Origin of the sequence: Pseudomonas agarici (assembly GCF_001543125.1) — a bacterium.
GTDB lineage: Bacteria > Pseudomonadota > Gammaproteobacteria > Pseudomonadales > Pseudomonadaceae > Aquipseudomonas > Aquipseudomonas agarici.
In genome coordinates, this window is the sequence record NZ_CP014135.1 from 5,204,509 (window position 1) to 5,218,033 (window position 13,525).

A 13,525-nucleotide genomic window follows, 5' to 3' on the forward strand; every position below is an offset into this window, starting at 1 on the left:
TTCAAACATCCAATAGCGCGCGGGCAATGCCTTGCAGTTTACGGGTGAGAGGACCAACCGACCAGCTCAGGTCGGTAAAAGCCCGAACCGGCCAGACACCGTAGACGCTGTTACAGAGAAAGACCTCATCAGCCTGTCGGAACTGCTCCATGCTGATGTCTGAAATACTCACCGGGATAGCCAATGCACGGGCCTGGTCCAGCAGCTCGGCACGCATGACGCCCGCCACGCCGCAACGGCTCAGGTCAGCGGTGAACAGCACGCCGTCACGCACCAGGAACAGGTTGCTGAAAACCCCTTCGATCACCCGTCCGGCGCCGTCGAGCATCAAGCCTTCGGCATACTCGGCATCTTGCCATTCGCTGCGAGCGATGACCTGCTCGAGTCGGTTGAGGTGCTTGAGGCCGGCCAGCAAGGGTTGTTCGGACAACCGGGTGATACAGGGAAAAAGGCGAATGCCTTCGTTCTGCAGGGCCGCGGGATAGATCGCCGCGGGACTGCCCTGGAGGATACGGCGCGGCACTGCGTCAGCCGCCGTGGCGTAGCCGCGCAGGCTGTCGCCACGGGTAAGGATGAGTTTGAGCACGCCCTCACCCATGGCGGCGCTGTAGACCAGCAACTCGCTGCGAATCAGCGGGTGATTGACCGCCATGCCCAGACGCTGACCACCGTCGACCAGACGCCGCAGATGCCGCTCCAGCAACCGCGCACGTCCGGCCTTCACGGCAATGGTCTCGAACAGACCATCGCCATAGGCCAGGCCACGGTCCTTGAGCGGCAACGAATCAGCCGGTTGACCGTCGACCCAGCTTTGCATCACTCGGCGAACCGGCGGAACACCAGCGAGCCGTTGGTACCGCCAAAACCAAAGGAGTTGGACAGCACCACGTCAATCGGCATACGCCGCGCTTCGTGAGGCACGAAGTCGAGGTCGCAGCCTTCGTCCGGCTCGTCGAGGTTGATGGTCGGCGGCGCCACCTGATCGTTGATCGCCAGCACGCTGAAGATCGCCTCGATCGCCCCGGCGGCACCCAGCAGATGACCGGTCATCGATTTGGTCGAGCTGACCGCCAATTTGTAGGCGTGCTCGCCGAACACCGTCTTGATCGCCTGGGCTTCGGCGAGGTCACCGGCCGCGGTCGAGGTGCCATGGGCGTTGACGTACTGCACCTGCTCGACATTCAACTGCGCATCACGTAGAGCGTTGGCGATGCAACGCGCCGCGCCAGCGCCGTCAGGGGGTGGCGAGGTCATGTGATAAGCATCGCCGCTGGTGCCAAAGCCAATCAGTTCGGCGTAAATGATGGCACCACGCGCCTTGGCGTGCTCCAACTCTTCCAGGACCAGCGCACCGGCACCGTCGGCCAGCACGAAGCCGTCACGGCCCTTGTCCCACGGACGGCTGGCACGGGCCGGCTCGTCATTGCGGGTGGACAGCGCGCGCGAAGCACCAAACCCCCCCATGCCAAGGCCACAAGCGGCCATTTCGGCACCGCCGGCAATCATCACGTCGGCTTCGCCATAGACAATGTTACGCGCCGCCATGCCGATACAATGGGTACCGGTGGTGCAGGCGGTAGAGATGGCGTAGTTCGGCCCCTGGGCACCCAGATGGATGGACAGGAAGCCAGAAATCATATTGATGATCGAGCCAGGGACGAAGAACGGCGAAATGCGCCGCGGCCCGGAATCATGCAGGATACGGCTGGTTTCCTCGATATTGGTCAGACCGCCAATACCCGAGCCCATGGCCACGCCGATACGCTCACGGTTGGCATCGGTGACTTGCAGGCCGGCGTTACGCACCGCCTGAAAACCGGCGGCCAGACCGTATTGAATGAATAGGTCGAGTTTGCGGGCTTCTTTGACCGACAAATACTCTTCGACAATGAAGCCCTTTACCGAACCGCCAAAACGGGTGGTATAGGCAGAAAGGTCTGTGTGTTCGATCAGACCAATGCCACTGCGGCCAGCCAGAATGCCCTGCCAGGTGCTCGAAACATCCGTACCCAATGGCGACAACATCCCCATACCGGTGACTACGACGCGTCTACGCGACACAGCACTCTCCTTTATCCTGTTGACCACGCTTTGCCTCACGCCTAAAGAAAAAACCGCACGCCACGATGGCAGTGCGGTTTTTCCATGACAGCGGGCAACGATTACAAACTATTACGCCGAATGGGCAGTAACGTAATCGATAGCAGCTTGTACGGTGGTGATTTTTTCAGCTTCTTCATCAGGAATTTCGGTCTCGAATTCCTCTTCCAGAGCCATCACCAGCTCAACGGTGTCAAGGGAGTCGGCACCCAAGTCTTCAACGAAGGAAGCTTTGTTGATCACTTCTTCTTCCTTGACGCCCAGTTGCTCGGCAACGATTTTCTTGACGCGTTCTTCGATGGTGCTCATACCTTGTTTTCACTCCTAATGGAAAAATTCAGGCAGCTGGCCGGTGGGTAAGTGTATAGAAAGGCTTTTCAGCTTTTCAACCGAAAGCTTCGGCCTTTACCCCCTTTTGCCCTCTGCCCATCAATAAGTTGCAGCTTTATAACGGATTTTAGACAGCTGGTATGACTTTTTTTCAAACAAGCCGTCACATTTGAATTACATGTACATCCCGCCGTTCACCGGGATTGTAGCCCCAGTCACGTAAGCTGCCCCGTCCGAAGCCAGAAAAGCGACCACTTGCGCAATCTCCTCGGCCTGACCCAGACGACCCAGCGGAATCTGCGTCAGCAGGGCTTCACGCTGTGCCTCGGGCAATTCGCGAGTCATATCGGTGTCGATGAAGCCTGGAGCAACCGAGTTTACCGTAATCGACCGCGAACCGACTTCACGCGCGAGTGCGCGACTGAAACCTTCGAGGCCGGCCTTGGCTGCCGCGTAGTTTACTTGGCCTGCGTTGCCCATGGCACCCACAACCGAGCCAATATTGATAATTCGCCCCCAACGCGCCTTGGTCATGCCACGCAAAACGCCTTTGGACAGGCGGAACAGACTGTTGAGGTTGGTATCGATCACGTCGTACCACTCATCGTCTTTCATGCGCATCATCAGGTTATCGCGGGTGATACCGGCATTATTGACCAAGATGGCCGGCACACCGAATTGCTCGGTGATGCTGGCCAGGACTGCGGCCACGGACTCGTCGCTGGTGACGTTGAGTTCCAGGCCGGTACCTTGAATACCATTTTCCTTGAGGGTCGCGGCAATGCGCTCGGCACCTGAGGCGGATGTCGCGGTACCAACGACCACGGCCCCCTGGCGACCCAACTCAAGGGCGATGGCTTGGCCGATACCACGGCTGGCGCCGGTGACCAGTGCAACTTTACCTTGCAGACTCATGCAGGCTTCTCCTAATTTCAGGCCAGCGCCGCACACGTGGCGGCGAAGGCATCCGGGGTATTCAGGTTGGACGTGTTGACGCCATCGGCGCAACGCTTGTTCAGGCCGGCCAGGACCTTGCCTGGACCGCACTCAACCAGCTCAGTCGCGCCCTGGGCGGCCAGGTATTGCACCGATTCGACCCAGCGAACCGGCTTATAAAGCTGTTCCAGCAGATCGCGCTTGAGGGTATTCAGATCAGCGGCGACGCTCGCGCTGACATTCTGCACCAACGGAATCCGTGGTGCCTGCCAGTCGATGGCGGCAATCGATTCGGCAAAACGTTCGGCGGCCGGACGCATCAGCTCGCAATGCGATGGCACGCTGACCGGCAGCGGCAACGCGCGCTTGGCACCCTTGGCCTTGCAGGCCTCCATGGCACGTTCGACGGCGGCCTTGGTCCCGGCAATCACCACCTGGCCCGGCGAGTTGAAGTTCACCGCGCTAACCACTTCGCCCTGGGCGCAGTCGGCACAAGCGGCAACCACATCGGCATCTTCCAGACCGAGGATCGCCGCCATGGCACCCTGCCCCGCCGGCACGGCTTGTTGCATCAGTTGACCGCGACGCTCGACCAGACGAACGGCATCGACCAGGCTCAGACTATCGGCGGCGACCAGCGCACTGTATTCACCCAGGCTGTGGCCGGCAACATACGCCGGGCGCTCGCCGCCCTTGGCCAACCACAAGCGCCACAGGGCCACCGAAGCAGTGAGGATCGCCGGCTGGGTCTTGTCGGTTTGATCGAGTCGCTCTTGCGGCCCCTGCTGGGTCAGCGCCCAGAGGTCATAACCCAGGGCCTCGGAGGCCTCAGCGAAGGTTTCCAGGATCAGCGGGTACTGCACGCCCAGCTCGGCCAGCATGCCGAGGGACTGTGAGCCCTGCCCTGGAAAGACGAATGCGAGGGAGGTAGACATGAAACGAGCCCCTAATGATCTTGTCGTCGGAGAGTTGAGGCTCCACCTTGGGAAGGCAAGAAACCCTTGATTGAATGCCTCAGTTGGATGGATCGTTGAACCGAGCGGTCACATTTAAGCATTAGCCAGGCAAAATGCCTAAAGCAACAGATCCTCCAGGCGCCCATGCAAGCGCTCGGGAAGGTTTTCCTGAATCTCGATTGAGGCTCGCCGGATGGCGCTCTGCAAGCCCTGGACACCGGCCGAGCCATGGCTCTTGACGACAATCCCCTGTAAGCCAAGGAAACTCGCGCCATTGTGGCGTGCCGGCGCCAGATCGGCTTGCAGGCGCCTCAGCAACGGCAAAGCCAGGGCACCGACCACCCGCGAGGCCAGATTGGCGCGGAACAACGCTTCGATCCGTGCCGCGATCATGCTCGCCAGGCCTTCGCTGGACTTGAGCAGGATATTGCCGACAAAGCCGTCGCAGACCACCACATCAGCCTCGCCACGATACAACCCGTCCCCCTCGACGAAGCCGATATAGTTGAGCCCGCGAGCCCCCTGCAACAGACTGGCCGCCAGTTTCACCTGCTGATTGCCCTTGATGTCTTCAGTACCGACATTCAGCAAGGCCACCCGCGGCTGCACCACGCCAAGAGCCTCAGCAGCCACCGAGCCCATCACGGCGAACTGAAACAGGTGCTCGGCGTTGCAGTCGACATTCGCCCCGAGGTCGAGCAACTGGCAGTAACCACGCTGGGTTGGAATTGCCGCCACCATCGCTGGCCGATCAATGCCCGGCAACGTCTTGAGCACATGCCGCGACAGCGCCATCAGCGCCCCGGTATTACCAGCACTGACCACCGCCTGGACCTTGCTGTCACACAGCAACTGCAGTGCCACGCGCATCGAGGAATCCGGTTTGCCACGCAACGCCTGGGACGGCCGATCATCCATGGTGATGACCTCCGCCGCCGGAACAATCGTCAGACGCGCGCGATCAACAGCCGGATAGCCAGCAATCAATTCATCCAAAAGAGAGGGTTGACCGACGAGGGTCAGGTGCAGCGAAGGGGTTGCGCACAGGCAGGCAATACTAGCCTGGACAATGCTGCGGGGACCGAAGTCCCCGCCCATTGCGTCGATCGCGATGATCTGAGCGGACAAGATTTACTCGTCAGCGCCCTTGTCGGTCACTTTGCGGCCACGGTACACGCCTTCTGGCGATACGTGGTGACGCAGGTGAACTTCACCGGTGGTCTTTTCCACGGACAGGGTGCTAGCCTCGAGCGCATCGTGGGAGCGACGCATGTCACGGGCAGAGCGGGATTTTTTGTTCTGCTGAACAGCCATAATTGATTAACTCCTAAACGTTTGGGTCACGCTTTAACTGCGCCAATACACTGAACGGGTTGGACCGCGTTACCTCGTCCTCGCTCGGCTCAGGCTCTTGGAGCCCGTCCGGCTGCTGGCATTCTTCCGGATGATGAGCAGGCACGATGGGCAAGGCGAGCAGAAGCTCTTCCTCGATCAACGCCTGCAGATCCAAAGGATCTTCGCCCAGTTCCAGCACGTCATAACCTTTCGGTAACGACTGGGTATTCGCACCCTCCTTCACCACAGCATAACTGCATTCGCTGTGAATAGGCAGGGTGACCAGCTCAAGACAACGCTGACAAACCATCTTGACTTCGGTGTCGATAAAGCTGTGGATAACCACAGACTTACGTTCATCTCGTTCAAAAACGAATTTGGCCTGCACCGTACCGACAGTGTCGGAAAGCGGGTCGCAGAGTCTCTCCAAATCAGCCAGCAACAGCTCACCTTGAAGGGTGGTGCCACGGTCGGCTAATTTGCGCGGGTCAACGTGAGGTGGAATCGGGTCATTCAACATAGGCGCAGCATTATAGGGATGCCCCCGCCCATGTCAAAGGAAATTCAGCCCTGTCCGTCTGCTGCGCCTCTGGATAGAATCATCGGTTATCCTCAGGAGAAGCCCATGCTGCCGTTGTTACTCGCCTCCAGCTCGCTTTATCGCCGGGCATTGCTCGACCGCCTGTGCTTGCCGTTCACCTGCGGCGCGCCCGATATCGACGAACGCCATCAGCCCGGCGAGCCCGCCGAAGCGCTGGTCAGGCGCCTGGCCGAAGAAAAGGCCCGAGCTCTGTCCGCCAGCCACCCACGCCACCTGATCATCGGTTCGGACCAGGTGGCCGTGCTCGATGGACGCATCATCGGCAAGCCTTACACATTTGACAAAGCCCGCGAGCAGTTGTTGGCCGCCAGCGGCGCCAGCGTGACCTTCCTCACCGGCCTGGCGCTGCTCAATAGCCAGAGCGGCCACTGCCAGGTCGACTGCGTGCCGTTTACCGTGCACATGCGCCCACTCGACCCGGCGCGCATCGAGCGTTACCTGCGGGCCGATCAACCTTACGACTGCGCCGGCAGCTTCAAGGCCGAAGGTTTGGGCGTCAGCCTGTTTCAAAGCACCGAAGGCCCCGATGCCACCAGCCTGGTCGGTCTGCCACTGATCAGACTGGTGGATATGCTGCTGGCCGAAGGCGTTGAAATCCCTTAAAGCGGGCACGCAGCGTCTGACAGCCCTGTGGCAAGCGCTCGCCACAGGGCAACCACTACCGGATTTAACGCAGGGTCGGCCCCTGGAAGCCCATCCACATGGCTAACTGCTCAGCCACACTGGCTCCGAGCTTTTTCGAGAAGCGGTCGAAAGCCGATTCACGGACCGTGAAATCCACCAACTCCTTCTCGCCGATCACGTCGCGGGCCACGGAACTGGCGCTCCCCAGGCCATCTATCAGACCCAAGGGCAAGGCCTGCTCGCCGGACCACACCAGTCCGGAGAACAACTCGGGGTGCTCCTTATCTTTGAGACGATCACCGCGCCCCTTCTTCACACTGGCGATGAACTGATTGTGGGTGGTATCCAGCACCCCTTGCCAGAACCGGGTTTCATCGGCTTTCTGCGGCTGAAAGGGATCAAGGAACGATTTGTGCTCGCCCGAAGAGTAGGCACGACGCTCGACACCGAGCTTCTCCATGGTGCCGACAAAGCCATAACCTGCCGCCGTCACACCAATGGAACCGACCAGACTGGCCTTGTCGGCATAGATCTGATCAGCCGCGCTGGCAATGTAGTACGCCCCCGAGGCACCGATATCGGAAATCACCGCATAGACCTTGGTATCCGGATGCTGGCCCCGCAGGCGAAGAATCTCGTCATAGACATAACCCGATTGCACCGGACTGCCACCTGGGCTGTTGATGCGCAGGATGATTGCCTTGACCTTGGGATCGTCGAACGCGGTGCGCAGGCTGCCGACGATATTGTCGGCACTGGCCGACTCCTTGTCCGCGATCACTCCGCGCACCTCGATCAAAGCGCTGTAGCGGTCACTCCCAACGGTGCTCTTTTCCATGTCCATCAATGGCGAAAACATCAACAGCGCGACCAGCAGATAGGCAAAGGTCAGCAGCTTGAAGAAAATCCCCCAGCGGCGCGCCCGGCGCTGCTCCTGGACGCCGGCAAGCAGGGTTTTTTCCAGCAACTTCCAGCTTTTATCATCGCCATTGGCGGCACTCGCCTTGGGCGGTTCATTCCATTCATCTGCCATGTGTGCTCACCCAATAGACTCAATCGACCTGACGACACAGCCAGGCCTGCAATTCAGGAAAACCATCGATCGTCAGGCGCGGCTCGAACACTCGCAACTCATCCAACGACAAGGCCCCATAGCCGACCGCAACGCTGTCCATGCCGGCATTGCGCGCCATCTGCAGATCAAACGCCGAATCACCCACCATCAGCGCCTGGGACGCCGACACGCCGCAGTGGGCAAGAATCTCCTCCAGCATCAACGGATGAGGCTTGCTCGCGGTTTCATCGGCGGCGCGGGTGACATCGAAGTAATCCAGCCAGCCATGAGCCTTCAACACCCGATCCAGCCCGCGACGGGCCTTGCCGGTCGCCACGGCCAACCGGTAACCCATGGCACGAAAGGCCTCCATGGACTCCACCACGCCCGGGAACAATGGTGAAGGCACCGCCTCCAGCGCAATATAGCTATCGGCATAATGCTGGCGAAACATGACCAACTCTGCTTCGCAAATACCCGGATATAGGGTACCAATTGCCTCCGGCAAGCCCAGGCCGATAATCCCCTTGACCGCCGGATCATCGCGCTTGGGCCAGCCAGAACGTTCGGCCGCCTCGCCCATCGCCTGAACAATCCGACCAATGGAATCGGCCAGGGTGCCATCCCAATCAAAAATCAGCAGCTTGTAATCAGACCGCACTCAACCGCTCCACCGTCTTAGTCCACATTTCGTCCACCGGCGCCTGCAACTTCAGCTCGCCGCCATCGGGTAACGGCACGTTCAGCATGTAGGCGTGCAGGAACAGGCGCTTGCCACCCAGGTCGCGAATTTCTCTGGAGAACCCCTCATCGCCGTATTTGCTGTCACCGGCGATGCTATGGCCGGCGTGCAGGGTGTGCACGCGAATCTGGTGGGTCCGGCCAGTCACCGGCTTGGCTTCGACCATGGTCGCAAAGTCACCGAAGCGGCGCAGCACCTTGAATACCGTCAATGCCTCCTTGCCTTCTTCGTTGACCTCGACCATGCGCTCGCCGGAACGCAGGTTGCTCTTGAGCAAAGGTGCCCGCACTTGCTTGAGGGCCGTTTCCCAGCGACCGCGGACCAGGGCCATATAGCGCTTGTCCACACCATCGCCGCGCAGTTGCTCATGCAAATGACGCAACATGCTGCGTTTCTTGGCGATCATCAGCAGGCCGGAAGTGTCGCGATCCAGGCGGTGAACCAGTTCCAGTTCCTTGGCATCCGGACGCAACTGGCGAAAGGCTTCGATCACACCGAAATTCAGGCCGCTGCCGCCATGCACGGCAATGCCGGCTGGCTTGTTGATCACGATCAGCGCCTTATCTTCGAATACGATCGAGGCTTCCAGGCGTTGCAACAGGCCCTGGGCCAGCGGCACGGGCTCGTCGCGCTCGGGAACGCGCACAGGAGGCACTCGAACGACATCTCCGGCCTGTAACTTGTATTCGGGCTTGATCCGCCCCTTGTTCACGCGCACTTCGCCTTTACGCAAGATGCGGTAGATCAAGGTCTTGGGCACGCCTTTGAGCCGGGCAAGAAGAAAGTTGTCGATGCGTTGGCCGGCATATTCCGGCGAGACCTCAAGCAGTTGGACGCCTGGGGTCGTGGGGGTCGTCGTCGTCATGCCGGCAATGATAACAATTTTTTATGGAATTGAAGCACTTAATCATTGCTGCTATAGTCGCGAATGCCGCCAAAAGCGGCCGGGCAGAGGAACAACGGCAAACAGCCGAGCCTGACCAACGCAATTCATCAGGACGAGAGGCCGTCCTACGGGGCTTTCGCTACACATGGCAGGTTCGTGATTGTAACGAGCGCAGGTGACATGAGGCCTGAAGCGAGCCGGGAAACTGAGTAATCACTCGTCATCCCGAGCCGATATTCACGGCCAGTTCACAAAGTGCAGTCAATCGCGGGACACGCTCAAGCTAAAGTGCCGGAAACAACGCCTGATTAGCCATGATGCGTGAACTCCTCTTTCGGCGTTCACGGTAAATGCCAACCCGCTGCGGATTCTGCGCGCGGCAGCACCCGAATTATCAGGGATACGTGTAGGGTGGAGATGCACAACCGTCGGACTGTGTAGCATTAGGCTTGTTCAAGACGCTTCATATCGTCCACACCCGCGGTTGATTCCTCCTCCTGACTCAGTTTTGCTTAAGCGGTGCTTATCCCACCACAGCAAGCAGGAAGCGTCAGTCGCGACTTCGCCTGAAGGTCGAAATCTCGCTAGACACGGGAGTGGCCAACCACTCCTGACGCACCTGACACCGACCGTGAGAAGTCGTGTGTGCCGAACGCCGTTTCCGGCAGCCCGGAAACCGACGGTACTACATGAAAAGAATGCTGATTAACGCAACTCAACCCGAAGAGTTGCGGGTTGCACTGGTAGACGGCCAGCGCCTCTACGACCTGGACATTGAATCCGGTGCACGCGAGCAGAAGAAGGCCAACATCTATAAAGGCCGGATTACTCGCATCGAACCGAGCCTCGAGGCGGCCTTTGTCGATTTCGGCTCCGAGCGCCATGGCTTCCTGCCCCTTAAAGAAATCTCCCGCGAATACTTCAAAAAAGCCCCTGACGGCCGCGTTAACATCAAAGACGTCCTGAGCGAAGGCCAGGAAGTCATCGTCCAGGTTGAAAAAGAAGAACGTGGCAACAAGGGCGCCGCCCTGACCACCTTCATCAGCCTGGCCGGTCGTTACCTGGTACTGATGCCGAATAACCCGCGTGCTGGCGGCATTTCCCGGCGTATCGAAGGCGAAGAGCGCAACGAACTGCGTGAAGCGCTGAACGGCCTGGTGGCTCCCGCTGACATGGGCCTGATTGTGCGCACCGCCGGCCTGGGCCGCAGTAGCGAAGAAATGCAGTGGGACCTCGATTACCTGCTGCAGCTGTGGACCGCGATCAAGGAGGCGTCCCTGGATCGTTCCGCCCCTTTCCTGATCTACCAGGAAAGCAACGTGATCATCCGTGCTATCCGCGACTACCTGCGCCAGGACATCGGCGAAGTGCTGATCGATAGCGTCGAAGCCCAGGACGAAGCCCTGACTTTCATCCGCCAGGTGATGCCGCAGTACGCCAGCAAGATCAAGCTGTACGAAGACAGCGTCCCGCTGTTCAATCGCTTCCAGATCGAAAGCCAGATCGAGACCGCTTTTCAACGTGTCGTCGAACTGCCTTCCGGTGGCTCCATCGTGATCGATCCGACCGAAGCCCTGGTGTCCATCGACATTAACTCGGCGCGTGCCACCAAAGGCAGCGACATCGAAGAAACCGCGCTGCAGACCAACCTCGAAGCCGCTGAAGAAATTGCCCGTCAGTTGCGCCTGCGCGACATCGGCGGCCTGATCGTGATCGACTTCATCGACATGACCCCGGCCAAGAACCAGCGCGCCGTGGAAGAAAAGGTCCGTGAATGCCTGGAAGCGGATCGTGCCCGCGTACAAGTCGGGCGCATTTCGCGCTTCGGCCTGTTGGAAATGTCCCGCCAGCGCCTGCGCCCCTCCCTGGGCGAAAGCAGCGGCATCGTCTGCCCGCGTTGCAACGGCACCGGCATCATCCGTGACGTCGAGTCGCTGTCCCTGGCGATCCTGCGCCTGATCGAGGAAGAAGCCCTGAAAGATCGCACCGCCGAAGTCCGTGCCCAAGTGCCGATTCCGGTTGCCGCGTTCCTGCTCAACGAAAAACGCAACTCGATCACCAAGATCGAACTGCGCACCCGTGCCCGCATCGTGATCCTGCCGAACGATCACCTTGAGACGCCGCACTTTGAAGTGCAACGTCTGCGCGACGACAGCCCGGAAGCCCATACCAACCAATCCAGCTACGAAATCGCCGCCGCTGCTGAAGTCGAAGAAGTCCAGCCGGTCGCTGCGACCCGCACCCTGGTTCGCCAGGAAGCTGCGGTGAAGACCGCCCCGGCCCGCGCTAATGCGCCGGTGCCAAGCGAAGTGGTCGCGCCGGTTGCAGCCGCCCCTGCCCCGGTTGCCGAGCCAAGCCTGTTCAAGGGCCTGGTGAAGTCGCTGGTCCGCCTGTTCGCCACCAAGGAAGAGCCAGCCGCGCCGGTCGTGGTCGAGAAACCGGCCACCGAGCGTCCAGCCCGCAACGAAGAGCGTCGTAACGGTCGTCAGCAGAGCCGCAACCGTAACGGTCGCCGCGATGAGGAGCGCAAGCCACGCGAAGAGCGTGCCCCCCGTGAAGAACGTGTACCACGCGAGCCTCGTGAAGAACGTGCGCCACGTGATGCCCGCGAAGCCCGTGAGGAAGCTCCGGCTGTAGCCCGTGAGGAACGTGCTCCACGCGCTCCCCGCGAAGAACGCGCACCACGTGCGCCACGTGAAGATCGCAAGCCACGTGGCGAGCGTGAAGAACGTGTACGCGAACTGCGCGAGCCGCTGGATACCGCCCCGGCAGTCGCCGGTGCCGCCGCCGCTATCGCTGAAGAACGTCCGGCCCGCGCCCCGCGTGAAGAGCGCCAGCCACGTGCGCCGCGTGAAGAACGCCAACCACGTATCGGACAGGCCACGGTGGTCAGCGAAGAAGAGCAAGCGTTGCGGGGCGAAGAGCAACCGCAGGATGACAGCCAGGACAACGCCGAAGGCGGCGATCGTCCACGTCGTCGTTCCCGTGGCCAGCGTCGTCGCAGCAACCGTCGCGAGCGTCAGCGTGATGCCAACGGTAATGTGATCGAAGGCTCCGAAGAAGGCAGCGAAGGTCATCAGGGCGACGCCAGCACTGACGAACTGGCTGCCGGCCTGGCCGTGACCGCCGCTGTCGCCAGCAGCGTGATCAGCGCGCCGGCTGAAGCCGAAGCTCACCAGCAAGCTGAACGCGCCACTGCTACCGTAGAGCACTCCCCGCCCGTTGAAACACCGGTGGTGGAAGCTGGCGCTTCGATGGAAGTGATCGGCGCACCGAAAGTGGAAGTTGCTCCGGTTGTCGAAGCCGCGCCAGTGGTTCAAGCGCCGACTGAGTTGACCGTGGACACCGAACTGCCAATGCCCGTGACCCCGGAACCAACTGTCCAAGCTGCGGTTGTCGAAACGCCCGTGGTTGCGGCCCCGGTGATTGAAACCCCAGCCGAGAAAGCCCCGGAGCCCATCCAGGAAGTCCAGGCGACCTTCGAATGGTCCGCTGAACCAGCCGTTGTCGAAGCACCACGACAAGCAGCGCCAGTCGCCGAGCCGATGCTTGTCGAACCGCCTGCCACCGAGCTCGTGGAAGCTGCACAATCAACGCCGACTCCGGTCGAAGCCCCGACGGTGGTCGTGTCCAGCAATGGCCGGGCGCCGAACGACCCACGTGAAGTACGTCGCCGCAAGCGTGAAGAAGAAGCGCGCAAGGCCGCCGAACTGGCAGGCGCAACGATCGCCCCTGCCGTGGAAGCGCAAGTGGCTGCTGGCGAACCGGTTATACCACAAGCCGCTACGGCGCCTGTTGTCAGCACTGAAAGCGAAGCAACTGCACCGACCATCGACGAGAACCTGCAATCCGGCGAAGAAGTGATCGAGCACGCGCCAAAAGCCCTGGAAGAAGCCCACGAACCTAAACCCCTCGCCTGACTCCAGCGGTAACTAAAAAGCCCCGCCTGCAGCGATGCAGG

The 13,525-nt window shown here is 60.4% G+C and carries 13 protein-coding genes; 2 read left to right on the top strand and 11 right to left on the bottom strand.

Features of this window, described 5'->3' with window-relative positions; genetic code table 11:
* Position 1: 1 nt before the first annotated feature.
* The 8 genes from pabC to AWM79_RS22790 all read right to left on the bottom strand — a co-directional run bounded on the left by pabC (position 2) and on the right by AWM79_RS22790 (position 6,177).
* Complete coding sequence (gene pabC, locus AWM79_RS22755) at positions 2-817, bottom strand: aminodeoxychorismate lyase (RefSeq protein ID WP_017134165.1); 816 nt, start codon at positions 815-817, stop codon at positions 2-4.
* Positions 817-2,061: a beta-ketoacyl-ACP synthase II gene (fabF, locus tag AWM79_RS22760; RefSeq protein ID WP_060783826.1), complete on the bottom strand. Its 1,245-nt coding sequence runs from the start codon at positions 2,059-2,061 to the stop codon at positions 817-819. Before fabF ends, pabC begins: the two co-directional genes overlap by 1 nt.
* Before the next feature lie 111 nt (positions 2,062-2,172).
* Entirely contained in the window at positions 2,173-2,409 is a 237-nt protein-coding gene (acpP, locus tag AWM79_RS22765) for an acyl carrier protein (protein WP_017134167.1), read from the bottom strand.
* A gap of 195 nt (positions 2,410-2,604) precedes the next feature.
* Positions 2,605-3,345 carry a 3-oxoacyl-ACP reductase FabG gene (gene fabG, locus AWM79_RS22770; RefSeq protein ID WP_017134168.1) on the bottom strand — a complete coding sequence of 247 codons (741 nt, stop codon included), beginning with the start codon at positions 3,343-3,345 and terminating at the stop codon, positions 2,605-2,607.
* 17 nt (positions 3,346-3,362) lie between these two features.
* Positions 3,363-4,301 carry an ACP S-malonyltransferase gene (gene fabD / locus AWM79_RS22775; protein WP_026013437.1) on the bottom strand — a complete coding sequence of 313 codons (939 nt, stop codon included), beginning with the start codon at positions 4,299-4,301 and terminating at the stop codon, positions 3,363-3,365.
* A gap of 138 nt (positions 4,302-4,439) precedes the next feature.
* Positions 4,440-5,450: a phosphate acyltransferase PlsX gene (gene plsX, locus AWM79_RS22780; protein WP_017134170.1), complete on the bottom strand. Its 1,011-nt coding sequence runs from the start codon at positions 5,448-5,450 to the stop codon at positions 4,440-4,442.
* Positions 5,451-5,453: 3 nt separating this feature from the next.
* Entirely contained in the window at positions 5,454-5,636 is a 183-nt protein-coding gene (gene rpmF / locus AWM79_RS22785) for a 50S ribosomal protein L32 (RefSeq protein ID WP_017134171.1), read from the bottom strand.
* A gap of 13 nt (positions 5,637-5,649) precedes the next feature.
* Positions 5,650-6,177, bottom strand: coding sequence for a YceD family protein (locus tag AWM79_RS22790; protein WP_017134172.1), 528 nt, complete (start codon positions 6,175-6,177; stop codon positions 5,650-5,652).
* A 105-nt stretch (positions 6,178-6,282) separates the two neighbouring features.
* Here AWM79_RS22790 and AWM79_RS22795 point away from each other — a divergent pair, with 105 nt between their 5' ends.
* Positions 6,283-6,861: a Maf family protein gene (locus AWM79_RS22795; protein ID WP_017134173.1), complete on the top strand. Its 579-nt coding sequence runs from the start codon at positions 6,283-6,285 to the stop codon at positions 6,859-6,861.
* A gap of 64 nt (positions 6,862-6,925) precedes the next feature.
* Here AWM79_RS22795 and AWM79_RS22800 read toward each other — a convergent pair whose 3' ends face one another.
* From AWM79_RS22800 to rluC, 3 genes are read right to left on the bottom strand one after another with little or no spacing between them, the layout of a single operon-like run.
* Positions 6,926-7,915, bottom strand: a complete 990-nt coding sequence (locus tag AWM79_RS22800; protein ID WP_060783827.1) for a S49 family peptidase — start codon at positions 7,913-7,915, stop codon at positions 6,926-6,928.
* A gap of 19 nt (positions 7,916-7,934) precedes the next feature.
* Positions 7,935-8,597, bottom strand: a complete 663-nt coding sequence (locus tag AWM79_RS22805) for an HAD-IA family hydrolase (RefSeq protein ID WP_017134175.1) — start codon at positions 8,595-8,597, stop codon at positions 7,935-7,937.
* Entirely contained in the window at positions 8,587-9,543 is a 957-nt protein-coding gene (rluC, locus tag AWM79_RS22810) for a 23S rRNA pseudouridine(955/2504/2580) synthase RluC (protein WP_017134176.1), read from the bottom strand. Before rluC ends, AWM79_RS22805 begins: the two co-directional genes overlap by 11 nt.
* 710 nt (positions 9,544-10,253) lie before the next feature.
* Between rluC and rne the strand changes: the two genes are divergently transcribed.
* Positions 10,254-13,484 (top strand): ribonuclease E, encoded by a 3,231-nt coding sequence (gene rne, locus AWM79_RS22815; RefSeq protein WP_176987320.1) that lies wholly within the window; start codon positions 10,254-10,256, stop codon positions 13,482-13,484.
* Positions 13,485-13,525: the final 41 nt, after the last annotated feature.